Annotated in this window: 24 protein-coding genes and 5 pseudogenes; 12 read left to right on the top strand and 17 right to left on the bottom strand. The window is 62.7% G+C overall.

The window, feature by feature from the left end:
• Window positions 1-60: 60 nt before the first annotated feature.
• From HAV18_RS17840 to galU, 4 genes are all read right to left on the bottom strand, one after another.
• Window positions 61-1,263 (bottom strand): sialidase family protein, encoded by a 1,203-nt coding sequence (locus HAV18_RS17840; protein ID WP_243771687.1) that lies wholly within the window; start codon window positions 1,261-1,263, stop codon window positions 61-63.
• The gene (locus tag HAV18_RS17835) at window positions 1,260-2,453 is read right to left on the bottom strand and encodes a hypothetical protein (protein ID WP_166958086.1); all 1,194 of its coding nucleotides are present in this window, start codon (window positions 2,451-2,453) and stop codon (window positions 1,260-1,262) included. The genes HAV18_RS17840 and HAV18_RS17835 overlap by 4 nt, the downstream gene beginning before the upstream one ends.
• 332 nt (window positions 2,454-2,785) lie before the next feature.
• Entirely contained in the window at window positions 2,786-3,373 is a 588-nt protein-coding gene (locus tag HAV18_RS17830; RefSeq protein ID WP_166958084.1) for a phosphatase PAP2 family protein, read from the bottom strand.
• 25 nt (window positions 3,374-3,398) lie between these two features.
• Window positions 3,399-4,283, bottom strand: coding sequence for a UTP--glucose-1-phosphate uridylyltransferase GalU (galU, locus tag HAV18_RS17825; protein ID WP_166958082.1), 885 nt, complete (start codon window positions 4,281-4,283; stop codon window positions 3,399-3,401).
• Between the two features lie 358 nt (window positions 4,284-4,641).
• Between galU and HAV18_RS17820 the strand changes: the two genes are divergently transcribed.
• On the top strand, window positions 4,642-4,875 hold the full coding sequence (locus HAV18_RS17820; protein ID WP_166958080.1) for a flagellar transcriptional regulator FlhD: 234 nt from the start codon (window positions 4,642-4,644) through the stop codon (window positions 4,873-4,875).
• A gap of 106 nt (window positions 4,876-4,981) precedes the next feature.
• A complete protein-coding gene (locus HAV18_RS17815; protein ID WP_166958788.1) occupies window positions 4,982-5,290 on the top strand; it encodes an H-NS histone family protein in 309 nt (102 codons plus the stop codon).
• A gap of 143 nt (window positions 5,291-5,433) precedes the next feature.
• On the opposite strand, the gene HAV18_RS39965 is transcribed toward HAV18_RS17815, so the two are convergent.
• The gene (locus tag HAV18_RS39965; RefSeq protein WP_347814769.1) at window positions 5,434-5,628 is read right to left on the bottom strand and encodes an aldehyde dehydrogenase family protein; all 195 of its coding nucleotides are present in this window, start codon (window positions 5,626-5,628) and stop codon (window positions 5,434-5,436) included.
• 44 nt (window positions 5,629-5,672) lie between these two features.
• Window positions 5,673-5,762, bottom strand: a pseudogene (locus HAV18_RS39960) (oxidoreductase); the annotation flags it as partial.
• Between the two features lie 219 nt (window positions 5,763-5,981).
• On the opposite strand from HAV18_RS39960, the gene HAV18_RS39665 reads away from it, so the two are divergent.
• Window positions 5,982-6,146, top strand: coding sequence for a hypothetical protein (locus HAV18_RS39665; protein WP_208102009.1), 165 nt, complete (start codon window positions 5,982-5,984; stop codon window positions 6,144-6,146).
• Window positions 6,147-6,309: 163 nt separating this feature from the next.
• Here the strand turns inward: HAV18_RS39665 and HAV18_RS17800 are convergent, their stop codons facing one another.
• The 3 genes from HAV18_RS17800 to pcaB are packed head-to-tail and all read right to left on the bottom strand — an operon-like array spanning window position 6,310 to window position 10,535.
• Complete coding sequence (locus HAV18_RS17800) at window positions 6,310-7,698, bottom strand: lyase family protein (protein ID WP_166958078.1); 1,389 nt, start codon at window positions 7,696-7,698, stop codon at window positions 6,310-6,312.
• A gap of 26 nt (window positions 7,699-7,724) precedes the next feature.
• Complete coding sequence (locus tag HAV18_RS17795) at window positions 7,725-9,134, bottom strand: cation:dicarboxylate symporter family transporter (protein ID WP_166958076.1); 1,410 nt, start codon at window positions 9,132-9,134, stop codon at window positions 7,725-7,727.
• A 27-nt stretch (window positions 9,135-9,161) separates the two neighbouring features.
• On the bottom strand, window positions 9,162-10,535 hold the full coding sequence (pcaB, locus tag HAV18_RS17790) for a 3-carboxy-cis,cis-muconate cycloisomerase (RefSeq protein WP_166958784.1): 1,374 nt from the start codon (window positions 10,533-10,535) through the stop codon (window positions 9,162-9,164).
• A gap of 127 nt (window positions 10,536-10,662) precedes the next feature.
• Here pcaB and HAV18_RS17785 point away from each other — a divergent pair, with 127 nt between their 5' ends.
• Window positions 10,663-11,394, top strand: a complete 732-nt coding sequence (locus HAV18_RS17785; protein ID WP_166958074.1) for a GntR family transcriptional regulator — start codon at window positions 10,663-10,665, stop codon at window positions 11,392-11,394.
• 28 nt (window positions 11,395-11,422) lie between these two features.
• A complete protein-coding gene (locus HAV18_RS39660; RefSeq protein ID WP_208102008.1) occupies window positions 11,423-11,620 on the top strand; it encodes a hypothetical protein in 198 nt (65 codons plus the stop codon).
• A 984-nt stretch (window positions 11,621-12,604) separates the two neighbouring features.
• On the opposite strand, the gene HAV18_RS17775 is transcribed toward HAV18_RS39660, so the two are convergent.
• On the bottom strand, window positions 12,605-12,919 hold the full coding sequence (locus HAV18_RS17775; protein WP_166958072.1) for a helicase: 315 nt from the start codon (window positions 12,917-12,919) through the stop codon (window positions 12,605-12,607).
• A gap of 581 nt (window positions 12,920-13,500) precedes the next feature.
• On the opposite strand from HAV18_RS17775, the gene HAV18_RS17770 reads away from it, so the two are divergent.
• From HAV18_RS17770 to HAV18_RS17760, 3 genes and pseudogenes are all read left to right on the top strand, one after another.
• Window positions 13,501-14,280, top strand: coding sequence for a Fic family protein (locus HAV18_RS17770; protein WP_243771684.1), 780 nt, complete (start codon window positions 13,501-13,503; stop codon window positions 14,278-14,280).
• Between the two features lie 15 nt (window positions 14,281-14,295).
• Window positions 14,296-14,562, top strand: a complete 267-nt coding sequence (locus tag HAV18_RS17765) for a hypothetical protein (protein WP_208102007.1) — start codon at window positions 14,296-14,298, stop codon at window positions 14,560-14,562.
• 281 nt (window positions 14,563-14,843) lie between these two features.
• A pseudogene (locus tag HAV18_RS17760) lies at window positions 14,844-15,326 on the top strand (type VI secretion system tip protein VgrG); the annotation flags it as partial.
• Window positions 15,327-16,225: 899 nt separating this feature from the next.
• Here the strand turns inward: HAV18_RS17760 and HAV18_RS39950 are convergent.
• From HAV18_RS39950 to HAV18_RS17750, 3 genes and pseudogenes are all read right to left on the bottom strand, one after another.
• Window positions 16,226-16,405, bottom strand: a pseudogene (locus HAV18_RS39950) (ISNCY family transposase); the annotation flags it as partial.
• 68 nt (window positions 16,406-16,473) lie between these two features.
• Window positions 16,474-16,740: pseudogene (locus tag HAV18_RS17755) on the bottom strand (IS256 family transposase); the annotation flags it as partial.
• Between the two features lie 39 nt (window positions 16,741-16,779).
• Window positions 16,780-17,184 carry a host attachment protein gene (locus HAV18_RS17750; RefSeq protein ID WP_166958070.1) on the bottom strand — a complete coding sequence of 135 codons (405 nt, stop codon included), beginning with the start codon at window positions 17,182-17,184 and terminating at the stop codon, window positions 16,780-16,782.
• Window positions 17,185-17,705: 521 nt separating this feature from the next.
• On the opposite strand from HAV18_RS17750, the pseudogene HAV18_RS39945 reads away from it, so the two are divergent.
• Window positions 17,706-18,038, top strand: a pseudogene (locus HAV18_RS39945) (hypothetical protein).
• A 248-nt stretch (window positions 18,039-18,286) separates the two neighbouring features.
• Here HAV18_RS39945 and HAV18_RS39940 read toward each other — a convergent pair.
• On the bottom strand, window positions 18,287-18,625 hold the full coding sequence (locus tag HAV18_RS39940) for a hypothetical protein (protein WP_243771726.1): 339 nt from the start codon (window positions 18,623-18,625) through the stop codon (window positions 18,287-18,289).
• Between the two features lie 10 nt (window positions 18,626-18,635).
• Here HAV18_RS39940 and HAV18_RS17740 point away from each other — a divergent pair, with 10 nt between their 5' ends.
• Complete coding sequence (locus HAV18_RS17740) at window positions 18,636-20,363, top strand: cell wall anchor protein (RefSeq protein ID WP_347814768.1); 1,728 nt, start codon at window positions 18,636-18,638, stop codon at window positions 20,361-20,363.
• A 548-nt stretch (window positions 20,364-20,911) separates the two neighbouring features.
• On the opposite strand, the gene HAV18_RS17735 is transcribed toward HAV18_RS17740, so the two are convergent.
• Entirely contained in the window at window positions 20,912-21,850 is a 939-nt protein-coding gene (locus HAV18_RS17735; RefSeq protein ID WP_166958066.1) for a response regulator, read from the bottom strand.
• 244 nt (window positions 21,851-22,094) lie between these two features.
• On the opposite strand from HAV18_RS17735, the gene HAV18_RS17730 reads away from it, so the two are divergent.
• A complete protein-coding gene (locus tag HAV18_RS17730) occupies window positions 22,095-22,568 on the top strand; it encodes a thioesterase family protein (RefSeq protein WP_166958064.1) in 474 nt (157 codons plus the stop codon).
• A 13-nt stretch (window positions 22,569-22,581) separates the two neighbouring features.
• Here the strand turns inward: HAV18_RS17730 and HAV18_RS17725 are convergent, their stop codons facing one another.
• Window positions 22,582-24,024, bottom strand: coding sequence for a sensor histidine kinase (locus HAV18_RS17725; protein WP_166958062.1), 1,443 nt, complete (start codon window positions 24,022-24,024; stop codon window positions 22,582-22,584).
• A gap of 200 nt (window positions 24,025-24,224) precedes the next feature.
• On the opposite strand from HAV18_RS17725, the gene HAV18_RS17720 reads away from it, so the two are divergent.
• Window positions 24,225-24,455 carry a hypothetical protein gene (locus HAV18_RS17720; protein WP_166958060.1) on the top strand — a complete coding sequence of 77 codons (231 nt, stop codon included), beginning with the start codon at window positions 24,225-24,227 and terminating at the stop codon, window positions 24,453-24,455.
• A gap of 178 nt (window positions 24,456-24,633) precedes the next feature.
• Here HAV18_RS17720 and HAV18_RS40385 read toward each other — a convergent pair whose 3' ends face one another.
• Complete coding sequence (locus tag HAV18_RS40385) at window positions 24,634-24,858, bottom strand: DUF1810 family protein (RefSeq protein ID WP_166958058.1); 225 nt, start codon at window positions 24,856-24,858, stop codon at window positions 24,634-24,636.
• Between the last annotated feature and the right edge of the window lie 270 nt (window positions 24,859-25,128).

Raw genomic sequence — 25,128 nt, 5'->3', positions numbered from 1 at the left:
ATGGGCCTCTCCCGCGGCGTCGAGCGACGCGCGGGAGATGTGCCGACCCACCGGCGTGCGCTATTGCAGGCTTTGCGTCAGCGCGCCGGATGCAGCGTCCTGGCGGAAGCGGCGCACGCGCAGGAACGTGATGAAATTCGAGTCGTGCTGGCTTTGTGCGCCGCCTTCCGGGTCGTCGAACGCGACACGCAGCACCGCGACGAGGTCGCTACCGTCGAATTGCCAGTCGACGTACTGGAAGCCGTGCCGTTTCGTATCGGCGTGCTGCAACACGACGCGCCGCGCGGTCCACTGCCGAAGATCGGGCGACGACAGCAACACCAGCGTGTTGCGAACCCGTTCGAGGTTCATCCGCCCGGCGCTCTTCGGCACCGCATTCGCGATCGTCCAGTACTGCTTCGACTGCGGGTCGAAGCGAATCGTGAACTTCTTGCCGGCGCCCGGCAGGTCGACGAAATCGCGTGCCGGGTCGAACGACAGCGTGCGGCCGTCGTCGCTCGTCGCCACCAGCGCGGCCTTCTCCGGGCCGTTCGCGGTGTTCACGCGCAGCATGACGGCGGGCGCGGCGCCTTGCCGGCCGACCACGTTGCCTTCTTCCCACGACTGGAACTTGCCGTCGAGCCAGCGCTTGTCCGACGGCAGGTGCGCGGACACGCGCCAGTTGCGTGCATCGAGCAGGTCGCGATCGACGGGCGCGGACAGCACCAGCGCGCGCAGGTCGCCGTCCTCGACGCTTTCATAGGCGCGCCATACGCGTCCGCGATCGACGAGGACCGGCACCGGCCCGGTGATGAAGCGCCCCGCATACGGCAGCAGCCCGGTGGATGCGTCCGCCGGCGTGGTCCAGGTTTCGCCGCCGTCGTCGGATCGGCGAATCGACGGCGTGCCCATCGAGCGGTTGGTGCCCATCAGGTACAGCGCCCCGTTCAGCACGAACAGCGACGACCAGTACTGGTCCGGCACGTCGCCGAGCCTCGACCAGGTCGTGCCCTTGTCATGCGACGTGAACACGGACACCCGGTTCTGCGCCGACGCGGCGCCGAACGTGTCGAAGCTCGCGACATAGTCGCCGTTCGGCAGCACGGCCAGCGACGGCGAGCCGAGATACACGCGCGTGGCGGCCCGGCTGTGCGCGATCACCTCGCCGGGCGGCGCAGGGACGGCTTGCGCGTAGACTGCCGTCGCCACGCAGCCCAGGCACAGCGCCGCGATCAGCGAGCGTTTCAGCGCGCGGAACGTCGATGCATGTCGAAGTGATCTCATGTCAGGTGCGCGAGCGGCTTGACGCCGGACGCGTTCGGGATGGGACGGGCAACCGCGCGCCGGTACGGCGCGCCCTGGTCGGCCAGCACGACGAACAGCAGGATGGTGAGCCAGAGCATGCCATAGAGCACGTGGTACTTGAACAGCAGGATCGGCAGCAGATAGAGCAGGTACTTGCGCCGGCCCTTGCGGCGGAACAGCATGACGAGCGTACCGAAGAACACGACGGAGCCGGCGAGGCCCGCGGCGAACACGAGGTAGATGTAGAACGAGCTGTCGCGCACCTGGTAGCCGCGCAGGTGCGTTTTCCCGACGTTGTTGCGCTCGTCCCAGAACAGGCCGTCGCCGAACACGCCCGCGACGACATCGCGCTCGGTCAGCTCGGTCAGCACGAGCGTCCGGCTGCCGACCGCATCGTAGTCGACCGACTGGTTCACCCGCTGGTCGTACACGCTATAGAGCCAGGGCACGCACGCGAGCGCGACGACAACGACGGCGATCCGGGTGCGCAGCCGCCCGTGCCCTGTGATCACGTGCAGCCCGCACAGCGCCGCGCAGACGGCCATCGACGCAACCGAGAAGCTGAGCAGCGCGGTTGCGAACCCGACGACGGGCGCGAGCGTGATGCGTCGCTTCGACAGCAGCAGGACCACCGCGCTTGGGACGACCGTCATCGCATAGAACGACGGTTCGGAATACAGGCCCAGCGCGCGGATCGAAATCAGGCTGTCGGTCAGCGCCTTGGTCGCGTAGAGCGCTTCGGAGTCGGCTTCGCGCACATAGCTGTCGAAGTCGATGAAGGTGCCGGTTCCGAGGTAAAAGACGAGCTGGAACGTGAAGAACGCGGCGTGCACGTAGATGAGCGTCTTGCACGCGGTGTCGAGCGATGCCCGCGTGAGCACGCCGCCGGCGAACATCCAGTAGCTCAGCGCGATGTACGTCTGGATCAGCACGAACTTGATGAAGAAGTTCACGTAGAAATCGCCGAACGCGGACAGGATGAACGCGAGGCAGGTGCTGATGAGCCAGTACGTGCACACCGGAAACAGGTGCCGCTGCCGGTTCATCAGCGTCGGCGCGCGCAGAAAGGCGAGCGCGCAGAGCAGGACATACGCGGCGAAGGTCGCCCGCACGCTGAACGCGTTGAGCGAGAAGAACAGTACGCTGGCTGAAAAGAGCAAGGTCGACATGCAAGTGCCCGATCGGAGGCTCCGGATTCGCTGCGTGCCGGCGGTGCCGGCGCCGCGCGGCGCGATGTCGTGCGACGCGCGGCAAGATGCCTGTCGGGGAGGGCAGCCTTGCACGCCAGTGCGCACGCGGAACACGCGTCCGTTGCCCGTCGTCCGGGACGAAGCGGTTCCGGCGATCAAGCATAGAGGGTTGGACGGACGGGCGAGGCGCGTTGTCCGATTCGTGCGGGATTCTGTCGTTTTCCGGCGTGGCCGGTCATGCACCGGGCGGCTCGTCAGGTTCGGCCACACGGTACGGCATGGCGCCGCTTTGCGACGCTCGGCCGCGCCCGTCACGGCTGAAACGCGAATCGCCCGCAAAAAAACGGCGAATACAGCTCGATCGCCGCCTGAATCGGCGCATGACGGCCATATGCGATCGCCGACACGGCCAGCAGTGAGCCGGCGACGAGCGCGCGATACCGCGCGTCGATGCGCGGCGCACCATGCCGCCACACGAACGCCAGCGCGACCGCCGAGCCGACGAGCCAGCCGGCGACGACTTCCGACGGCGTGTGCGCGTCGTCGAACACGCGTGCGACGCCGATCAGCGCGCCGAGCCCGAGCCCGAGCGACAGCGACGTACTCGCCCGCGGTTGCACGCCGCTGCTCAGCACCAGCATGCATGCCATCGGCCAGACTGCCGACGCGAGCATCGTGTGCCCGCTGATCACGCGGAAATTGATCGGGCGAATCTGGATCCCGCAGCCGGCGTACAGCATCTTGGTGGCGCCAACGAGCGCCATGCCGGCCGCGAGCATCAGCGCCCATGAGGCCGCGTGACGCCGTCCGGCCGTCGAGCGCGTGAGCCAGGCGATGCACACGACGGCCAGCGGCAGCGTCATCGCCGCGTCGCCGAGATCGCTGACGGCGGCCCACATGACCGGGTTCGTGACGGCCGCCCGCTCAGGCGACCAGCAGCGCCGACATGCGCGTCGCCAGATAGCTTTCGAAATCCGCGGCCACTTCAGGGTGCCGCAGCGCAAACTCGACCGTCGCCTTCAGATACCCGAGCTTGCTGCCGCAATCGAAACGCGTGCCGTCGTAGCGATGGGCGAGCACCTGTTCATCCGAGAGCAGCGACTGGATCGCGTCCGTCAGCTGCAGTTCGCCGCCGGCACCGGGCCGCAGCGCGCGCAGATGCTCGAACACTTTCGGCTTCAGCACGTAACGGCCCACCACGCCGAAATTCGACGGCGCCTTCGCCGGCTCCGGCTTCTCGACGATGCCGGACAATTTGAACAGGTTGTCTTCCCAACGCTTGCCTTCGATCACGCCGTACGACTTCGATGCCTCGGGCGCGATTTCCTCCACGCCGATCACCGACGCGTGATAGTGATCGAACACGTCGATCATCTGGCGCAGCACGGGCGTCGGGCCGTCGAGCAGGTCGTCGGCGAGGATCACCGCGAACGGCTCGTCGCCGACCAGCTTCTCCGCGCACAGCACGGCATGGCCGAGCCCCAGCGCTTCGGCCTGGCGTACGTAGAAAAAGTCGACGTGGCTCGGCTTGATGCTGCGAACCAGCGACAGCAGCTTTTCCTTGCCGCGCGCTTCGAGCTCGGCCTCGATCTCATAGGATTTGTCGAAGTGATCTTCGATTGCGCGCTTGCTGCGGCCGGTCACGAAAATCATTTCGGTGATGCCCGCGTCGATCGCTTCCTCGACCGCATACTGGATCAGCGGCTTGTCCACCACCGGCAGCATTTCTTTCGGGCTGGCTTTGGTCGCCGGCAGAAATCGCGTGCCGAGACCGGCAACGGGAAATACGGCTTTCGTCACTTTCAACATGATTTTCGATTTCCATCCGTTCAGGATCAGGCATCAACAATGCCGAGGGAGGGCGACGATACGCGCATGCAATCATCGTTCGCCGGTGCCATATCGCTCGCGCGGCGGGACCCGCGCGCCGTTCGACAATCGTATGGGCGTTCCCGTTTCGAGTAGCGACCGAATCTAGGCTGAATCCGACAGGGATGAATGACGAATGATGAATTGCAATTCCCGATTTCGAATATGTCGGATGCGGTCTAGGAATTGTCGGCATGACGTCGATCACCTGACATAGATTCAGGAATCCATTACTGGACGGCCGGTCACGGTGCCGCGCGTGCGGCATGCGAGGATCGCCGTCGGCTCAGGAGCGGTCATGACCGGACAAGGCGATATCTTCGATGCAATCGCGGAATTCAACCGCGCGTATCTCGTGCTCGCACAACGCATATTGCGTATCGATTACGAACAGGGCAAGCGGCAATTGGGTATCTCGGATGAAGTTGCCGCATCGATTGACGCGTTGACGCTGGATCAGATCGATGAACTCGCGGACGGCGGCGAGCTGGTTTGTGAATTTCGTGCCGATAACGCGCCAGGCCGCGCGTGATTCGTTTTCCGGTTTTCCTGAATGGATGTTCCAGTTGCGCCTTTTCACGAGATCGCATCGTCTCGGCCGTTCGTTTTTTTACACCAAGAGAATGTGGAGGAGTTGTATGTCCGGTTATCGCGAATTGAAGGCGCAAGCCGATGAATTGATGAAGCGCGTCGAGGAAGCCCGGCTCGCCGAACTCGAGGCGGTCATACAGGAGATTCGCACGCGGGTCGCCGAATATGGGCTGACCGCAGGACAGATCTTCGGCCGCCGCGGCGGCGCGGCGAAACCGACGTCGCGAACGAGCGCATCGGCGCCGCGCTATCGCGATCCGAAGACCGGCGCGACATGGAGCGGGCGCGGGCGCGAGCCCGGCTGGATCAAAGGCGGCCGTCGCGACCGGTTCCTGATCGAGCGCAACGCCGGTTGAGGGTGGAGTGGCGACCCGGGGCGCGACGATAGGAAGGCAAGTCATGAATCGTCTGGACGGTGCTCCCCCGGTCGTTGATCGTTGCCGGGGGGGCGCAGCGTGAAGGGATCATGGTCGCGCCCGGCTTGCGGCGCGCAGTTCGCTCAATCCCCGTAAAGATTCGGGAACTGCCCCGTCGTGCTGATCACCGTCGTCCGGGTTTCCAGATACGGATCGAGCGCACCGATTCCGTTTTCGCGCCCCCAGCCGCTGGCCTTGAAGCCGCCGTACGGCGTCGACCAGCGCAGGAACGAGTAGGTATTGACCCACACCATGCCCGCGTCGATGCGGCCGGACACGCGATCCGTTGCTCGTCGACGTCGTTCACGACGACCTCGGCGCCGCACTGCGCGAGCTGCTTCGCGATCGCATGGCCGATGCCCTGCGCGGCGCCGGTCACGACGGCTACTTTGTCGTTCAGCGTAATCTGCATGATGTCTCCTGGTGGTGTGGATTCTGTCGGCAGCGAGCCGTCGCGGGTTCGCTGTCTCGTGGCGATCGGTTGTTTGGCACGCCATCGCGTGAAGCCGGACGGGATCGCGTGATCCGCAGCGTCCGGTTCGTGCGGGGATCTACCGGGAAGCGTGTCGAGGGGGGGCGATATTCGCGACTGCTACAGAGGCGCAACGCGTCGCGTGCCGATCTTAAGAGCGTGATCCAGATCAGCGGGATGATGCAGATGAAAATGAATGACGAGAGATGGAAGAAGTCATCGAGACCCGGAATGGCCGCATGGGCGTTGGCGATCGTATCGAACAACGCGGGTGCCGGCGACGTATCGAGGCTCGACGACGAGTGCATCATGCTGATCCGTTGAGTGAAGACTGGATCGTTCGCGCTCGCCTGCTCGGTGAGGTGTGCGTGGTGCATGATGGCCCGGAAATATCGAGCGGATCAGTTCCGATATAGTCCGGAATCCTGCCTTTTAAGCCGACCGGTAGGCCGACGATACCCCCGGCCTGCCCGGCTTCAACGCCGCGTCATGCCCCCGCCATGCGCCGGAGATCCACCAGCCTGTCGAACGTCTCCCCATCCAGCAGGCCGAGTTCGATCGCCGCTTCGCGCGGCGCGATCCTGCGGCAAGCGGCATGGCGGGTGATGGAGGCGGCCTTGTCGTATCCCAGCACCGGGTTGAGGGCGGTGACGGCAAGCAAAGGGTTTTGCAGGTCACGCGCCAGCCGTTCTCCCGCCGGCTGGAGGCCTGGAATGAGGCGGGTGGCCACCATGTTCGCGCCGTCCGCCAGCAGCCGGATCGACTGCAGGACGTTGTAGATCAGCACCGGTTTGGCCACATTCAGTTCAAAGCTGCCGGAGGAGGCGGCCATCGTCACCGTCACGTGGTTGCCGGCCACCTGCATCGCCGTTTGCACCATGACCTCGGCGATGGTCGGATTGCGTTTGCCCGGCATGATGGAGGACGTCAACCCGTCGTCCGGCAGCAGCAATTCTCCAATGCCGGAGTTCGGGCCGGAGCCCATCCAGCGCAGGTCGTTCGCGATCTTGGTAAACGACGCGGCGATCACGTTGAGCACACCCGAGAGTTCGAGCAACGCGTCGTGTGCGGCCATGCCTTCGACCTTGCACGGATTCGGACGGAATGCCAGGCCGCTCAGGCGGCTCGCTTCCTCGCAGAACGCACGGTCGAAGCCGGGCGGCGCGTTCAGGCCGGTCCCCGCCGCGGTACCGCCCTGCGGCAGGACGAGCAGGCGGGGCATCGTGTCGTGCACGCGCGCCAGCGCATTCTCGATCTGCGCGGTGAAGCCGTCGAAGGTACGGCCGAGCGTGGTGGGGACCGCGTCCATCAGGTGGGTGCGGCCGATCTTCAGCACGTCGGCGAACGCGACGGCGCGTTCGTGCAGGCTGTCGCGCAGCCGGCGAAGCGCCGGGGCCAGCCGGTCTTCCAGTTCGATGGCAGCGGTCATGTGCATGACCGACGGAAAACTGTCGTTGGACGACTGCGACGCGTTCACATGATCGTTCGGGTGGACGGGGGACCGGGTGCCCAACGGCTGCCCCAGCCGCTCGTTGGCCCGGTTCGCGATCACCTCGTTGGCGTTCATGTTGGTCTGGGTACCCGAGCCGGTCTGCCAGATGGAAAGCGGGAAGTGATCGTCGAATCGGCCGCTGCGCAGCTCTTCCGCGGCGGCCACGATGGCTTCGCCGAGCGACGCGTCGAGCACGCCGCAGCGCAGGTTGGCGCGGGCGGCGGCCAGCTTGTGCAGGCCGAAAGCATGGACGAGGCAATCGGGGAAGCGTTCCTCCCCGACCGCGAACACGGCCAGCGCACGCTGCGTCTGGGCCCCCCAATAGCGGTCGGCGGGGATGTCCGCCGGGCCGGACGAGTCATTCTCGATACGATACGTTGTCATGATGAATTCAGCGAAGGTCGTTCAGTTCAGGCAGCCGTGCTGCGTTGCAGCGGGGTGCCGGACGCATGTGAATCGGCCGCATGGGCCGCGCCGCCCGGCAGGGCGCCGTCGTCGAGCACGGCGTCCGCCGCGGCCATGTCGGGATAGCGCTCGGGATACAGGTGGCGCTTCGCCAGCTCGGCATCGAACGTGCCCGACCATTTCGCGACGACCACCGTCGCCACGCTGTTGCCGATCGTGTTGCAGGTCGAGATGGCCATCGACAGGAAGCGGTAGACGCCGAAGATCACGGCCAGCCCTTCCACCGGCAGCACCCCGGTCGACGTCACCGTCGCCGCAAACACCACGAACGAGCCGCCGGATACCGTGGCCGCGCCCTTCGACGTCAGCAGCATCAGCACCAGGATGCCGAGCTGGTGGTCCAGCGTCAGCGGCACCCCGTACGCATGGGAGATGAACATCACGCCCATCGCCATGAAGATCGACGTGCCGTCGAGATTGAAAGCGTAGCCGGTAGGCAGCACCAGGCCGACGGTCTGCTTGGCGCAGCCCAGCCGCTGGAGCTTGATCAGCAGGCGCGGCAGTGCGCTTTCCGACGAGGCCGTACCGAGCACGATCAGGATCTCGTCCTTGATGTACCGCAGGAAGCGCCACAGGCTGAAGCCGGCCACCCTGGCCACGATGCCGAGCACGACGGCGATGAACAGCGCCACCACCGCGTAGAAGCTCAACACGAATTGCGCCAGTGCGACCAGGACGGCCGCGCCGTTGATGCCCACCGAATAGGCCACCGCGCCGAAGGTGCCGATCGGCGCCAGCTTCATCACGAGATTGATGAAGGAGAACAGCACGTCGGAGAGGGTGTCGAGGCCATTGTTGATCGTCGCGCGGCGCGCCTCCGGAATGGCCAGGATCCCGATGCCGACCATGACCGCCAGCAGCACGACCTGCAGCAGTTCTCCCTTGGCAAATGCGCCGACGAAGTTGTCGGGCACGATGTGCATCATGAATTCGAGGAAGCCCTGCGGCGCGACGGCCTTTGTCGCCGGCGTGACGGCGCTGCCCGTGACGTAGGCCATCCCCTTGCCGATCTCCAGCAGATTGCCCGCGAGCATGCCGACCACCAGCGCGATGGTCGAAATGATCTCGAAGTAGACGATCGACCGCCAGCCCACACGTCCGGCGCTCTTCACGTCGCCTGCCGACGCAATGCCGTGCACGATGGTCAGGAACACGAGCGGCGCCACGCCGACCTTGATGAGCGACAGGAACATGTCTCCCAGCAGCTTCAGCTTCGCGGCGTAGGCCGGAAACACGAAGCCGACGCCGATGCCGAGGAGCAGCGAGACGAGCACCTGCATGCCGAGCTTGCGATACCAGGGAAGCCGTGGGGCGGTTGGCGGCGCTGCGGGAGTCTGGATGATCGGGTCTTGCATGATGTCTACCTCCACCGGGGCCTGTGGTCAGGCCACCTTGTTCGAGAGTTCGATGGCGCGATCCACCATCTGCGGGGCGAGCCCGAGATAGTTGACCGGGTCGCACAGGTGCTCGATGGCTGCCCGGTCGAGATGCTTCATGACGACCGGCACTGCGCAGAGCGCGTCGGCCAGCGTGCCGCCGGCTTCGTTGACGGTGCGGCAGGCGTCGTACACCACGTCGTGCGCCTGCTGGCGGCCGATATGCGGCGCCAGGCCCATCATCACGGCTTCGGCCACGATCAGGCCGTTGGAGATACCGAGGTTGTGCCGCATCCGGGCGGTGTCGACGATCAGCCCGCCCAGCGCGAATTTCGCCTGGTGCAGCGCGCCCGAGCTCAGGATGAAACTCTCCGGAATCGCGATCCACTCGGCGTGCCACGGGCCGGTGGCGCGCTCGAAGTCCTGCACCATCGCATCGACCATCAGCCCGGCGTGCTGGCGCACGGCCTTGGCGGCTGCCAGCATCAGTTCGCTGGAAATGGGGTTGCGCTTCTGCGGCATCGTGCTGCTGGCGCCGCGCCCCTTGACGAAGGGCTCGTAGACTTCCGCGAACTCGGTCGAGGCCATGATCATGATGTCGAGTGCGATCTTGCCGAGCGAGCCGGTGACCAGCGCAAGCAGGTTGACCGCCTCGGCGAAGCCGTCGCGCGCCACGTGCCAGGTGGTGGCCGGCACGCCCAGGCCCAGCTCCTCGGCCAGCGCCTGCTGGATCGCAAAGCCTTTCTCGCCCACCGATGCCAGCGTGCCGGCCGCGCCGGCGAATTCCACCACGGCCACGCGAGGGCGCAGTTCGGCGAGTCGCTGCTGGTGCCGGTCGAACATCGCCAGCCAGATCGCGGTCTTGTAGCCGAAGGTCACCGGTAGCGCCTGTTGCAGGTGCGTGCGGCCGGCCATCGGCGTATCGCGGTGCTTCGTCGACAAATCTGCGAGAATGCCGCGCAGTTCGCGAATGTCGGCGTCGATACTGTCGAGTGCGTCGCGCACCTGGAGCGCGACGGCGGTGTCCATGATGTCCTGCGTGGTCGCACCCCAGTGCACGTAGCGGCCGGCTTCGCCGCACATCGCCACGAGCTGGTGCACCAGCGGCAGGATCGGATAGCCGACGATGTCGGTTTCCTCGCGTAAGTGGTCGAAGTCGATCCGGTCGATGCGCGACTCGCTCGCGATGACCTCCGCGGCTTCGTTCGGGATCACGCCGACGCGCGCCTCGGCCTTCGCCAGTGCAATCTCGACGTCGATGTAGCGCTGCACGAGCGCACCGTCGGAGAAGATCTGGCGCATCTTCTTCGTGCCGAAGGCATCCCGGAAGAGCGCGGAATCGACGACGGTGCTGGCGGCGGGGATGGCGTTGTGGAGCATGGTGCGACCTTGTGGTGGGAAGCCGGGTTGGCTAATATGTTCGAACAAATGGCATTGGATATGTTCGAACATAATTAGCAAATCCGGGTTTACCCAATTCGAATGAAAACTGATGTTGGCCAACCAGATGAGCAAAACCAACGCGGCGGAGATTGCCGGACAACTTCTTGACGGGATCGCCAGCGGGCGCTTCCCGGTCGGCACGCTGCTCCCCACTGAATTCGAGTTGTGCGAGCAGTTCAACGCGAGCCGCTACACGATCCGCGCCGTGCTGCAGGAATTGCAGGACCAGGGGCTCGTGTCGCGCCGCAAGAACGTGGGCACGCGCGTGGAAGCGTCGCGGCCCCAGGCCCGGTTCCGGCCGACGCTTGCCTCGGTGGACGATCTCGTCCAGTTCGGCGTCGAGCATTCCCGCCACGTGCAATCGGTGGGAACGGTCAAGGTGAAAGGAGAACTGGCGCGCGAGATCGGCTGCCCGGAGGGGACGCCCTTGCTGCGGATCTCCAGCATCCGTCTCGAGGAAGGCCGGGCCGACGCTCCGATGGCCTGGACGGACATTTATATCGATCCGGCGTACGCGGATATCGGCGAGCGGGTGCGCAAGACGACTGACCTGGTCAGTGCGCTGATCGAAGCACACTATGGCCGGCAGATCGCCGAGATCGAGCAGGAGGTGCGCGCGTCGACGCTCGCGGACGAGCGCATCGGAAAGGGACTCAGGCTCGAGCCCGGCGCGGCGGTGCTGAAGATTTCGCGCCGCTACCTGGACGCCGCCGGTGACGCGTTCGAATTCTCCGTGACGGTGCACCCGGCGGACAGTTTCTCGTTGTCGATGCGGTTGAAGCGATCGGCGGGGTAGGTGTTGGATCCTGTCGAAATCGCGTAGCGTGTTCGGCGATTGCGTGAATGGAACAATTGATCTCGACTGGACGTTCAAAGGCATGGTGGCTGCATGCCCGGATGGCACGGTCGCCGCTATCGTCGATCTGGATCAGTGCACCGAATATGGCATCACGGCCGAGCAACTTTTCGGGCGGCGCGATGCGGTTGCGACGAACACGAGCGCGCCGGTCGCGCCGAAGTAACGCGCCCCGAAGACTGGCGTAACATGAAGCGGGCGTGGAAGGGCCTTCAACGGATTGCGGGAGCAAAGAACCGCGATCGTTTTTGATCAAACAGTGAGTCGAGTTGACGGTTGAGCACAAAGCCACTAACGCTAGCCGATGGGAAATACTGGGTGACGTGTCGCGAGCGGACGGTTTTCGCTGCTACGGCAAACGGATACGGTGACGTATTTCCCGGTGCAGAGGTGATCGTCAAAGACGGATGGGCATCCTTCACCCGTGACGGCGTCGAAGTGTGGAACTGCAGTGCGCGCTATGCAGCCGCGCACTTCGACGTTCAGACTGCTTAGGAGAATCCGCAGATGAGCCAGCTTGTTCGGATTGCGCCCGGCGTTGTGTTCTCATCTGATGTGCTTGGCGTCGATTGGGTGCGGAAGTATCGACCGGATGACGGGAATACCCAGTCCACGGACCAGCAGAGCTCAGCGGTAAAGGAAAGCGATCAGGCAGGCCGCGCAAGCATACCGGCTCAGTTGTCGTTGTTGTAGCGAGCCGTGGATGACCGGCACCTTGCGACTGTCGGCCTTCGCGTTACCGCCGACGTTCCCTGCCGCGCCGGTGCCCGACGCCTGTACCTGTTTCGTCCGTGAGTGCGTGCCGGGCCTGACCAATCGTCAATTGCCAGCGCGCGTTGGACACAGGCGTGGCGGCCTCGGACGCATCTTGTGCGGGAGGGGTTTGAAGCGTCTGCCTTCGACTCGACTTGATCGTTGATGGGACGCACGTCCCCGTGGTCGCCTCTATGCAACGTGTAGATGTCGAAGGCGTCTCGGTACGCACTCGAGACCCACGGCAACTACCCCTGCTTTAACAACTGCGCGGCGCGATTTAGTCCGACGCGCGGTTCCAACTCGCGGTGTGTGTATCCGAAAGCGTACACCGGATATTCGGACACGGCTCCAGAACAGGCACGACGCTCCCGCCGGCTTCCGTTCTGGCGACCTTTTACGCTTCGTTCAGCCAGGGCATTTCCACGGGTGACACGACCACTTGCCGGAATTCGCGTTTCAGATCGAAGATGAACCCGACCAGGATCATGGACTCGGCGTAAGGAATCGGAAAGACATGCGGATTTTCCGGAGTGCGCAGAGGGCGCTCGGGCGTGTCCGCCGTCGCCGCGGCGTTCTCGCGAACGCTTTCCAGTTCTTCGGCCATGGCAACGCCGGCATCTTTCAGCACACGGCTACGCAGGTCGCTGAAGGGCTCGATGCGCGCAGCATCTTCGTGGTATTCGGGTACTTCGTAAACGAACCAGGACATTTTCGTCTCCCATGACAAGGGGCGCTATTCTAACGCCGCGCGAGGATCGGCCGAAAATCGGCCTTGTCGTGCGATGGCCGTGGGCGCTGCGAGGCAGTGAGCGTTCGAGGCGCGATCGTCAAAGGCTCGAATGCCCGTTGCGTCTCTCTGAGTCATCCGAAAACCGTCGCTGCCCTGGACCGGTACATCGAATGGCGCTGGAAGCGCGGCAAAGTAACAGCGCTCGACCGGAGCAAGTGGCAGGGACTTATGCCTACCGTGCCGCTCATCGCACGACAACGAAAGAAGATCTCGCAGCACTTCCCCGGCAGTAGCTGCTGCGCGTAGCGATGGATCGACTGGGTATGACGCGAGCCGAGTTTGCCGCGCGCTTGAGCATTGCCGTGCGGACGCTGGACAAGTGGCTTCTGCCAGCAGACTCGCCAGACTCGCGCACCATGCCCGATATGGGCCGATCATATGTGCTGGAAATCCTGCAATGGCAGAAAATGCGGAAACCCGCTTGACCATCTCCATTGGGATATATGCTGGCGAATAGTGAACCTCGCCTTGAGAAGCAAATGCCGAATCAAACCTCCGCGATGCTGAACACGATCGATGCCGACAAGGCGACACTCGACGCCGCGCGTCCGCTGCCGCAGCACACGGTTGCCTCGCTGCGCGAAAAGTTGTTGCTTGACTGGACGTATCACTCGAACGCGATCGAGGGCAACACGCTGACGCTGCGAGAAACCAAGGTGGTGCTCGAAGGCATTACGGTCGGCGGGAAGTCCCTTCGCGAGCACGTCGAGGCGACAAACCATCGTGACGCGATTGTCTATGTCGAAGACATCATGGCGAAAACGGAAGCATTGTCGGAATGGCAGATCCGCAACATCCACAGTCTCGCGTTGAAAGGCATCGACGCTGAAGAAGCAGGCCGGTATCGCCGCGAAAACGTGGTGAACGCGGGTGCGAGTACGACGCCGCCGGACTTCATGCATCTGCCTGCCGAAATGGCCGGGCTGATCGACTGGTACGAGGCGGCTGGAGACACGCATCCGATCGAGCGGGCGGCGGAACTGCACACACGATTCGTGAAGATCCATCCGTTCATCGATGGCAACGGGCGGACGGGGCGGCTGCTGCTCAACTTCGAGTTGATGAAGGCTGGCTATCCGCCAGCAATCATCCGTAAAGAGGATCGGCTTGCCTACTATGACTCGCTCGACAAAGCGTGCGTTCGTGGCGATTACGGCGACATCACGCGACTGGTTGCCGAATCAGCGCAACGCTCGCTCGACACGTATCTCGACGTGCTCGGGCTGAGTCATGCATCCGCACCGGATACGGTTCCGTCGTCACCGGATTTTCGGACGTAAGTTAGGAAAATCGTCGTGAGCGATCTGAACCTACCCGTCGATCTCCCCACCGGTTGGACCGTCGAAGAATGCTCTTTTGGCGTCTTGATTGAGGCACCGAATCCCGACGGTCGCATCATCGGAGGGATGACAGTGAGCGAGAAGGCACGCGGATACACGCCGGGGATCGCGCCAGTGAGAATGCCTGTAGGTATCGCCCCCTATCGCGGCAGAGGCTCGAGAAAGAATCTGTATCAAGACGCAATCGCATCGCCTATCACGATTACCGGTTGGCGCGGCTGACCGCGCAACGACAAGGGAAACCGAGAGGAAAAGAAAGACCTGCCGGGCCAGTTGGCGCGGCGGGTGGTAATGATGCGGGCCGATTTTTGCGGTTCACCGCGAGGGCGAGCGGACAGACCAGACGTCAACAAATCCTTCCGCCGCTGCTCATAGCCTATCGGTTCATCGATGGAATCAGGGGCCAGATAGTGTCTTTTGTTTTGTCGGCCTTTCTCCTACAGTAGCGGGGCCTCGGGCCGGCTGGCCTGTCGGGCAGAACCTGAGAAGGAATGAACAAAAAAATGAGTTTCGCTCCGAATGGCGGTCGTCCGCCCCGGCTCGGCGGCAGCCCGCTGGGCGCCTTGACACCGATTAGCGGTGCATTGGGCGGCCTCGGCGGCTCGCTCGCCTCCGGTGTCGCCGGACAGTTTGGCTCGTTGGCTGGTTTGGCCTGGCACGTCGACACCGTCCAGCGCGCGATGCAGCTCGCGCAAACCGGCTTCTCGCTGATGGACAAGATGCCCGGCGCGGTCGCCGAGGCGATCAACGGCGCCGCCAACTCTGCTCGCCTGCCCCGGCTCAACCGCTACGTGACGCTCGATAGGCCGCTCGGCCCGGACGTGCTGCCTGTCAGCGCCGCCGTCGTCGACGAGCACGTGAACCGGATGCCCGAGATCCACCGCGACCTGCTGTCCCATCGCCATGACCTTCGCCCCGAGGACCTGACCGGCCAGCAGATCAAGATCCGGTTCGACCAACAGGCGCGCCTGTCGACGCTCGTGCGTCGTTCTTCATGGGCCAGTCGTTTGTCGTTGCTTCTTTCGGCTGTGGCCTGCACAGTGATTACTGGTTGTAGTGCGGTCGATTCGCAAACTCTTGACCAGCGCCCAGAGCCGACAGCACGGTATCTGATCTGGGCTCAAGGCGACAAGCCAACCCGCACCCTTTATTTCGCACAAAGAGTCATCGATGCGCTCTCCCCAAATCCGGTCAGGCACGTCGATCTAATGATCGTTTATGAAGCGCCCAAAGAACCCTATTCGGTAGTGAGGCAGCTTCTTGTCAACTGCGCCACAGATCAGTATTCCGAGCTTGCGAATGTCACCATCTACCGCGATGGACGGACTTCAAGAATTGTCGAGCGCGGGAATCATCCGTTGGTGCCGCAGTTTGCCAAGTTCTCCTGCGGTCCAGTCGGAGAGTTGACGCTGGAAAATGGATTCGTAAAGATGGGGCCCTTGCTCGACAATCAACTGATCGACTGGGCATGGATGTACCCTTGGAAAGATGGTCAGCGGCCGCCCGAGGCCAAAGCTACGCCCGAACAAACGGCGCAAATGCTGAAGAAACTGGATGAAGTCGATACAGCGGCGCATAAGACATACGATAAGGCGCGGCACGACGTTATCGAAAGGTCGGGAGATATTGCTAAGCTTGGTACTCGCCCCCCGGGAATGTCCAATCAGATTAATCACGGGCCCCCTCATCCTTGCGGCGGTCCGGGTCCGGGGGAGGTCGTGGTGGGTCAGATGCCAGCCACGAACGGCGTCGGAGCCATTCCGCTATGCATCTCTCAGTGATTGGGCTGGTAATGTCAACTTGTTCGGCAAGCGGACGAATGAAGGCAACTGAAGTGGGTAGTCGCTTGGCCTATGCCGCCATCCGGACACACGCCGCCTGAGGTCGGCCGTCGCCGGCCCGGAATCCAGAGCCCAGCGTCCGTCATCAGCTTCCTGACCGTCTCATTGGCCAACGGAATACCGTGGCACTCCCAAAGCTTCCCGCAAGCCAACGTTGACCCGAAATCGACGTAGCGCTCACGGATCAGGCTCAAGGCACGAAGCGCCAAATCTTCGGGTAACTGATGGTTGCTCGCGTGGCCACTGGAGTTGCCCCTGTAACTCAGGACACGTGGACACCGTTAGATTGATGACGGATCGGGCCGTCCTCGGTCAGGACTGTCTTGGGGCCCGTGCCATTGCGCTGGTTGGTTACGGTACCTGACTTGGCCGCGCCAGGCGGGTAGCCGAGATGGCGACTCATCTCGCCGCCCGGCGCTCGCTCGATCAGCGCCTTCTTGAGGGCCAGCGTTGCGGCGTTGATTGCTGCAGCCGTCATCGGACCGCTGCCGAATTGCTCAAGCAACTCGGCGGGAATCGCCGGCAGGTCTATCGGTTTGGCTTTCGGTTTGCGAGGCATATAGTCTCCTTCGGAGCATCATATGCCTTGAACACGAAACTACTGACAGCCCCCCCGCGCAAGAATCTCCTCGACCTCCTTCGTGCTCAAACTCGAATAGTCTTTGCTCTCGTGGCTGGACACGAGTTTCTTGGTCTGCTCATCCAGATAGCTGAGCAACATCCCCAGAAACTTCGGTTCCGCAATGATCCTCATATTGCCGAATTGTTGATGCAGTCGCCCGTCTTCCAGGTACTTCGCGACTTGGAGTGCAAACTTGTCCCGCTCTTTCTCTTTGCGTTCGCTCTCGGAAAGCGCCTCGGCCTGCTTGTCCGTGAGCAATACCGCACTTTGATTTGCGTTGGAAATATCGTCGATCTGCTGCGGCGCGGACGACCCATTGCCCGATGCGAAGATGCGTGCGCGACCCTCTCCAGCCACCACAATCCACGTTACGTTGCTCATCGCCACTCCTGTAGTGGTTTTGACAGAACATAAGCGCGACCGGTGCCGACGCGCCGTTGCGAAACCGCGCCAGGTTCAGGATACATCTTTCGGAAGGGGCCCCGCACTGACGCCACATAAAAAAATGGCGCCGCGAGCATCGAGCCCGTGGCGCCATTACATGGTTCTACGGCGCGCATCATCGTACGCCGTGGCCTCGCAGCACGCTTACCTCTGTAGCGTATCGGCCACTTCCTTGAAGTCCGCGATCCGGTCGACGTTCATGTACGGGTAGATCTTGTCGCCGTTGGCGCTGAGCACGCCCATGTCGGCCACCTGCTTCCAGGAGCGGGGCAGGTGGATTCGATGAAATGTCAGCGATGATGTAAAGATCGAAATGGCCCCTTGCATGCAAAGGATGACTGGGGCGGCATGCTCAATAACTGCTCAGTTGATCAGACGATATCGCTGACGGTACGAAAAATGCTCCTCGCCCCGGCAACCAGTCTTCAAGCGAGCCCAACAAGCTTGTTGACAATCGAGTGGAAAACCGGACGATCCCGACGCGGCGTCGGATGGCGTCGAACGCTCGTGAGCTCGCGATGTTCAATCTTGCAATGGATAGCAAGCTTCGAGCGCGCGATCTTACGCGGTTGCAGATGCAGGACGTCCATCACGGAAGCCACGTGGCCGATTGGCCTCGACGATACCGCATACGGCACGCACACGATGCGCCACATAAAAGCTTCGCCAATTTACAGGTGAACGAAGAATCCTCGGGCGATGCAATTGCTGCCCGGATATATGAAGCCGGAAACACGATTCGCTATCTCTGCATTGAAATCGACGATGCCCGCGAACATGGCTCTAACTAGCCACCGGCAGAATGCAGCACGCTTGGAAGCTTCGACATTCCCCAGTTTCCAATAACATCGCCTTGCAAAACCCCAACAATTAATTTTCAATTCAACAAAAAACAATTAATTGAATTAAAGACTCTTCAGCAATACGTTCCGGCGCCGATATAGCGGCGGATGATCATTTGGCACGCCACTCGTGGGCCGCGCACATCCGTCGAGCAAGCACGACAAGTTGCTCATGACCGGATGCATCAAGCGGCGTGTCAGTTGCTCATTCGGGTTTCGATCGAAACCCGCCATTTCAACCGGAACAAGAATATGAAAAAGAAAGACTCCTCGGGGATCGCACGGCTTACGCTGTGCATTGCCGCCACCGCAGTGCTCGCCGCATGCGGCGGCGGAGGCGATGGCGGATCGAGCTCCGGCTCGTCCAGCTCACCCGGCAATTCGAACACCACGGCCGCAAGCGCGATGAGCGGCACGGTCGCGATCGGCAACGCGCTCGTGGGCGCGCCGGTCACGGTGATGGACGCCACCGGCAAAACAACGACGGTGACATCGGGCAGCAACGGCACGTATAGCGTATCGATCAGCGGCCTCACGGCACCCTTCGTGATTACCGCCACCGATCCGTCGGGCGCGTCCGGAACGCTGTATTCGGTCGTGGCCAGCGCGGCGACGAGCCAGGGCGCACCGGTGACGGCCAACGTCACGCCGCTGACGACCGCAGTCGCAGCGCTGCTCACGGCGAGCGGCAACCCGCTCACGCTCACGCAATCGGGCGGTCTGACCGCCGTCACGTCGTCGTCCGTGTCGACGGCAATCGCCACGCTCGACAAGGCGCTCGCGCAGATTCTGAATGCGAACGGCCTGTCCGCCTCGTCGTTCGATCCCGTCGGGGGCGCCTTCACGCCGAACCAGAGCGGCGCTGACGCCGTGATCGATGCGGTCGCCGTGGCGCCGTCGGCCAAAGGCACGGGTCTGCAGCTCACGAGCCTGGCCGATCCGGACACGCCGATCGCGCTGAATCAGGGCACCACGGCCCCGGCGGCACTGTCCGTGCCGACGCAGCCCGCGAACTACCTGGCGACGCTCGTCTCGCAACTCGGCCAGTGCATGAACGCGATGCAGGCTACGCCGGGCACGACCAACGCGGCGTGCGCGTCGGCCATCGATGCGAGTTACCTGAACGACGGCTACAAGAGCTTCGGCACGCGCCACACGCTGTTCACGAAGGGAACGACGCTGCAAGGCGTGAAGACCGTCGCGTTCCTGCCGGCGGGCACGCTGCCTGCGATCAGCAACCCGGCCGCGCTGGTGTATTTCCTCGTCACGGAGGCTGACGGCACGCCGAACTTCGCAAGCGACGTCGTGCAGAAACTTCCGAACGGTACATGGGACATCATCGGCAACCAGGCGCAATACGACATCTACATTGCGTCGTTCGTCGGCCGCACGCAGTTCACCAACTCGGCAGACGCCGGCAACGGTCGCCTCGAATCCGGCCTGAACATCCAGATTCCGGTGAACATGAAGGTCAACGGTCTCACCCAGTACGTCGGATCGGCGCTCGTGACCGGTCCCGGACTGCCGGCAAGCGGGGTCTACATGCTCAGCCCGAGTGCTGGCATCGGACCTTATCTGGCGTTCCCGCTGAAGGCCGTCACTGCGCCGCCCGCCCATGTCTCGACGAGCACGCCGTCCTGGCCGGACGTCGGCATGAGCACGCAGTACAAGTGGTCGTGGGCTTCGCTGTCCGGCGGCGCCAGCGCGTTCACGCCGACCACGCCGGAATACACGCCGGCGCCGGTCGACGTATCGACGATTCGCCAGCACGGGGTGTACACGATCACGCTGTACGATGCCAACGGTCAGCAGATCGGTACGCCGCAGAAGGTGCTCAACATCGCGTCGAACATGAATGCCGCAGCCGGGACGACCGTTTCGTGGCAGACGCTGGGCAGCGACGTGATCGCGAACCTGCTGACGGCCGGCGGCTCGGGTACGTCGACCGCCTCGTCCATGACGATGCCGACGGCCAATATTGACTGGACGGTGCCGACGGCCAGCCTCGCCTATCCGAATCCGTGGGTTGCGATCAATTCGCAGGGCGCCGGGGTGTTCACGAACGGCGTCCAGACGTATCAGGCCCAGCCGTACGACGTGATGAATTGGGCCACGCCGAAGGTCAACGGGACGACATACTCGAGCACGTTGAGCGGCTTCGTCGATCAGCTGACCTCGACGGCCAACGCGAACGCGGAATCGGCAGTTCAGGTCCAGCTTGGCTGGCAGGCGGGTGGCGATTACTACATCAACACCTGGCAGTACAACAACTGATCGCTACGCAGGGCTGCGGATCCCGAAGGCTTCGGGATTCGCGCCCGGCGCAAGCGTGCAAACAAAAGGGACGCCGCGATTCGTCGCGGCGTCCCTTTTTCGTGGGGTGTGTCGGTCGATACGGTCATCGATCGCGTCGAGTGCGATCTGCTCCGCGAACGCCGCATTCATGTGGCTGAGCCGGGAACGTGCCGCCGATCGATCGAGGTCATGAGGGGATATTAAAAGGCCCCTGGATTGTGCTGCGGTTTAACGGCGTAGGTCGATCCAGATCCGACAAGGCTTATCAATCAGCGCCTGAAACAATACTCAACTGTATGAGTCGCTTGCTGGCTGACCTTTTTCTTGCTTCTAAAGCCTGCCTCGAATGGATGTGCCGTCTAATTGGAATAGTGGGTGGCCCCCGGAATAGGGTGCTATTGGAACAAAAGTCCGTGCCGCTGATAACTGTCAATGTTGACAGGATTTGTTCCCATTCGAATTGCTGGCGAGCCGACGACAGCACCGCCTCGCCGACCCATTCCGTTCAGGGATACGCGGATGACCGGTTACGCGTGACGCCATTTTGCCAACGTAGGCAGTTCGCGCTCGGTGGCCGCATCATCCAGACGGGTCCAGCTATAAAACGTGCCGCTCCATCCCGGCACGGGTAGCGGGGCCGCGCAGTGAACGTCCGCGAGGCCCGGCCGATAGGCCTGGGATGGCCAGAACAGCGGCATGATGCGGCGCGCTTCCATGCCTTGGCGCAATTCGGCCGGCCCGTCCGCGTCGGACACGATATCGCAGTGGAACGACCAGTCCTCTTCGCTCCAGGCGAGAAATACGCTGGGCGCGCCGGCGGCGTCGAACATCAGCACCGCGTCCTGATTGGGGCGCCAGTAGTATTCGACGATGCCTTCCCGCGCGGCCACCTCATCGATCAGTTTGACGATCCGCGGATCCCGGTAGGTCGCGCCCACTTCATGCAGGCTGATGTGCCCGCGGGCCGCGCAGTACTTGCGTTTCGCGTTGTCCAGCACGGTTGCCAGCTTGCGCGCCATCTCGACGTCGGTCTTCTTCAGATAGCAGTCGATCAGTCCCGCGTTGAACGCGTCCACCGCCTCGCGCTCGTCGGCGATGCCGGTGAGCAGGATTTTCATGCAGTTCGCGTTGCGGATGGAGGACAGAAACTGGATGCCGTCGACCTCCGGCATTGAAAAGTCGACGACCACCGCGCCCACCGCCTCGAATCGGGCGGGATCGGTGAGCGCGTCCTGGCCGATCGCATTTCCGCCTTTTTCCTCCGCACCGAAATAGTCCGCGGCCGTGGGCGGCATCTCCGCGTCACGCGACGACACGAAGTCGAGCGCCGCCTGGGGGTGCGTAAAAAAGCGGTTCAGGTGTTCGTCCGGGAATGCGCCCCGCAGCGCCTGCAGGAAATCCGGATTGTCGTCGACAAACACCACGGACACGGGATAGAGCACCGGCTGCCTGACGAAGGTTTGCATACGAGTGTCGATAAATCAGCAGAAGAGGATTCGGTAACGGAGACGCATTTCCGCAAATGATGGCCGCGTTTCACGACCGCGCCAATTATCCGGCGAAAGTGGGATGCATATCAACTGTTTGTCAACCTCGAATTCGACACGTTTTGACCACGCCACTCAACGGAATTGCACGGGGAGAATCGGGCCATTCCTTCTTTTTGAAGGAATGCGCCGCTACCGCCAGTAGCGACTCAAGGAGTTATCCATGCTGACGCAAGACGCGATTCTTCACGTCCTTTCCAACGAAACGGCCCATCAGTCCGAGAAAACTTTCCACCACGTGGTCGACATTTACCTCAAGGATTCCAATGCCTTTATGAACACCTATTTCGCAAGATATTTCGAATGGCAGGGCGTGTGCCGTGAACGCTGGTTTCACGAATGCATCCACAACAACCTGCTGGCGGCCGGCGGTTCGTTCGTGACGAAGCGCGCGCATCAGGAATACGTCCACGAGACGTTTCCGTTCCAGCGGGTCGACTGCTATCTCAATACGTTCGAGGTTCGGCAGTGTTCGGCCTATCTGCTGTTTCGCTTCTACGTTGACGGACAACAGGTGTCGCTGGGGTATCAGCAGATCGTGTTTGCCGGTCCCGACAAGCGGATCAGCCGCTTTCCGGCGGGCATCATCGAGCGGGTCAGGGCGTATGAACTGATCCTGCCGTCCGCCGCGAACTGAATGTGAGACTGCCTTACCCGATGCGATAGCGCCGGGTGGGCGCCGGCGGATCGCGCAATGCCTGATCCGCCGGCGAACCGGGCTCCGGCAGCCGGATCGTGAACGTAGTCCGGACCCCGGGGATGGATTCACACGTGATGGTGCCGCCGAGCGCTTCGCATACGCGGCGACAGAAGCTCAAGCCCATGCCGGCACCGCGACCGTGCGATTTGGTCGAGAAGAAGGCGTCAAAGATCTGAGGGAGCACATCGGGGGCGATGCCCGGGCCCGTATCGCTGAAGCGCAACACGCAGTAACCTTCGCTGCGATAGGCGTCGATCTCGATCTGCCCATGGCCGTTCGCGTGGATCGCGTACAGGGCGTTTTTCAGCAGATTGAAGATGACGAAGATCACGAGCGAGTCGGATCCGGAGAACCGAAGGTCCGGATCGATCGCGTCGACCGATACGCGGTCTCGCTCACCCGGACGGAAGGGAAAGCGCTCCACCGCGGCGTCGACACACGCCCGTACCGGATAGGCCGCGAAGCCGTGGCGATCGAGTCGGTCCAGCGTAAAGGATGCCAGGGACATTTCGACCACGGTACTCGTGGTGTCGACCTGGCGCCGGATCGACGACGCGAGCGCCGGCAGCCGCTCCAGTTGCCCAGGATACAAGCCGTCGGCACACAACCGGTGCTCCACCGCCAACCGATACCCGCGCAGCAGCACCGGCAGGACGTTGCGCAGCTCGTCCGCGTGCAGGCCGATCGCCGCCAGCGGCGTGGCCACTTCGTGCGCGACCGTCGCGGCCAGGAGATAGGGGCCCATCAGGCCATAGCGGACGATCGACGTCGCGAGAATCCCGAGACTGACCGCGATAAACAGCACCCCCACCGGATAGAACTCGACGCCGTAGTTCACCGCATAGTCGGTGGCCGCGAGCGAGTAGAGGCCCAGGCTGACGAGACATAGCGTGAGCAGCTGCCGGACGTCTCGCGCTCGCGCCTTTCGTCTAGCCTCGATCAGGAGCCAACCGCTGCGGCCGACCAGGAGCACAGTCTGCACGACGTGCAACGGATGCAGCGGGCCCGCCTTGGGATACGGGCCGAAGAAATGCAGGCGGAATCCATCGACGACCCCGTTGCTCGTGACCAGCAGCACAGCCAGCAGGACGCAGAGGCCGTAGGATGCGAACACGATCGGCTGTTCGTCCCGACGCGACACGATCTCCGTCATGAAATGATAGAAGGTCGTCGGCAGGAAAAGGATGAACAGATAGCCGGCCTTGACCAACACGTCGGCGACGTCGGCGTCGGTCGTCTGGAACAGGAAGGCCCACGTTCCCTGCCAGACGAAAGTCGTCGCGCACATCAAGGCGAACGGGACGGATACCCGCGTGAGGCCCTTGGTGGCCAGCACGTAGAGGCCAAACCCGAGAAACAACGCAGATACAAACGCGGGCAAGATCGAGTACATGATGCGTGAATCCACAATGTTCACTGGTCGCGCACCACAGAACTGTCCTGGCCGGTGCCGTTTGCGAGAGTAGCACGCAGCGGCAGGCGAGCGAGCGCGGCGGGTTTGTCGACGGGGGCTCCGCGCATTTCAATCGTTGATCACGCGCGTGACGGGTCCTGAATAGGATAATCGATCGCCATCGTGATCAGGAACTGGCCATGGATTACAGCTTTGCCGCTACAGGCCAAGCCCCCACGATTGCATTCGTCATCGCGATCGCACGAACTATCTCCATGTCGAATGCCAAGCGCCGCGCCGCAACACAAGCTGCAGTCGATCGTGTGAAGCGGGAACTCGAACAGGACAACATCCTGCCCCGGCGAACTGCCCGACGGGAGGGGAGTCGTCATCGATTTGCAAATGAATTTTCGAATCAATCGCATCAATAGAACACGAAACCTCGAATAATCGACCGACTCGATATACCTATCCGGGAACCCGCGTTCCCTGTCATAAAAAAACAACATCGGACGGATAGCAGATGCATGCTTGCTTCAAGCACCGCTCGCTACGCTTTAACACGGAGTTTCGCGAATATTTTGCACCGCTCGACAATTGCATCGACCACTAAAACAAATGCACTACGCGCCGATATTTCGGAAAGCGTCGGCAGTGGGTGCGCCCCTGATGAATGAAAGGCAAGCGGCGGTTTTTATAGAACGACGATATCTGCGGAAACACGAGCCACATCCAGTGCCTTCGCTTGTGTCCGTGCCTTCGCTCGTCGCACACCCGGGCATACCCCGCATCCTGTGCGTCGACAAAGCCCTGAAGATCATGGGGATCGTCCATTTCGCCTTCCGTCCGTTCCGGCGCGGCAAGCCGCCCGAGCACGCATTGCGAGCGTTACCCGGATGGCGTGCAAACGCCCCTTGGCCGTGCGCTCCCCTGGCTTCACACGGCGTTCCGCGGAGGGAGTGATCGAATTTGCTGCGATGCAGTGCACCGCGTTCGATCGCCCAAGTGACGTCGCGCATGCCGCCCGATGGCGACGTGTCGGCAACGGGCGTAGCATTCAGACAGGCGGCCGGCCGCGATTCTCACTGACGGATCGACGGCATA

Source organism: Burkholderia sp. D-99 (assembly GCF_011605345.1).
Taxonomy (GTDB): domain Bacteria; phylum Pseudomonadota; class Gammaproteobacteria; order Burkholderiales; family Burkholderiaceae; genus Burkholderia.
This window is presented reverse-complemented; position numbering and strand designations above follow the sequence as displayed.

Coding starts and splice junctions, on each gene's coding strand:
- HAV18_RS17840 (WP_243771687.1), bottom strand. CDS start 1,263: ATGAGATCACTTCGACATGCATCGACGTTCCGCGCGCTGAAACGCTCG.
- HAV18_RS17835 (WP_166958086.1), bottom strand. CDS start 2,453: ATGTCGACCTTGCTCTTTTCAGCCAGCGTACTGTTCTTCTCGCTCAAC.
- HAV18_RS17830 (WP_166958084.1), bottom strand. CDS start 3,373: ATGTGGGCCGCCGTCAGCGATCTCGGCGACGCGGCGATGACGCTGCCG.
- galU (WP_166958082.1), bottom strand. CDS start 4,283: ATGTTGAAAGTGACGAAAGCCGTATTTCCCGTTGCCGGTCTCGGCACG.
- HAV18_RS17820 (WP_166958080.1), top strand. CDS start 4,642: ATGACCGGACAAGGCGATATCTTCGATGCAATCGCGGAATTCAACCGC.
- HAV18_RS17815 (WP_166958788.1), top strand. CDS start 4,982: ATGTCCGGTTATCGCGAATTGAAGGCGCAAGCCGATGAATTGATGAAG.
- HAV18_RS17800 (WP_166958078.1), bottom strand. CDS start 7,698: ATGACAACGTATCGTATCGAGAATGACTCGTCCGGCCCGGCGGACATC.
- HAV18_RS17795 (WP_166958076.1), bottom strand. CDS start 9,134: ATGCAAGACCCGATCATCCAGACTCCCGCAGCGCCGCCAACCGCCCCA.
- pcaB (WP_166958784.1), bottom strand. CDS start 10,535: ATGCTCCACAACGCCATCCCCGCCGCCAGCACCGTCGTCGATTCCGCG.
- HAV18_RS17785 (WP_166958074.1), top strand. CDS start 10,663: ATGAGCAAAACCAACGCGGCGGAGATTGCCGGACAACTTCTTGACGGG.
- HAV18_RS17775 (WP_166958072.1), bottom strand. CDS start 12,919: ATGTCCTGGTTCGTTTACGAAGTACCCGAATACCACGAAGATGCTGCG.
- HAV18_RS17770 (WP_243771684.1), top strand. CDS start 13,501: ATGCTGAACACGATCGATGCCGACAAGGCGACACTCGACGCCGCGCGT.
- HAV18_RS17750 (WP_166958070.1), bottom strand. CDS start 17,184: ATGAGCAACGTAACGTGGATTGTGGTGGCTGGAGAGGGTCGCGCACGC.
- HAV18_RS17735 (WP_166958066.1), bottom strand. CDS start 21,850: ATGCAAACCTTCGTCAGGCAGCCGGTGCTCTATCCCGTGTCCGTGGTG.
- HAV18_RS17730 (WP_166958064.1), top strand. CDS start 22,095: ATGCTGACGCAAGACGCGATTCTTCACGTCCTTTCCAACGAAACGGCC.
- HAV18_RS17725 (WP_166958062.1), bottom strand. CDS start 24,024: ATGTACTCGATCTTGCCCGCGTTTGTATCTGCGTTGTTTCTCGGGTTT.
- HAV18_RS17720 (WP_166958060.1), top strand. CDS start 24,225: ATGGATTACAGCTTTGCCGCTACAGGCCAAGCCCCCACGATTGCATTC.
- HAV18_RS40385 (WP_166958058.1), bottom strand. CDS start 24,858: ATGGACGATCCCCATGATCTTCAGGGCTTTGTCGACGCACAGGATGCG.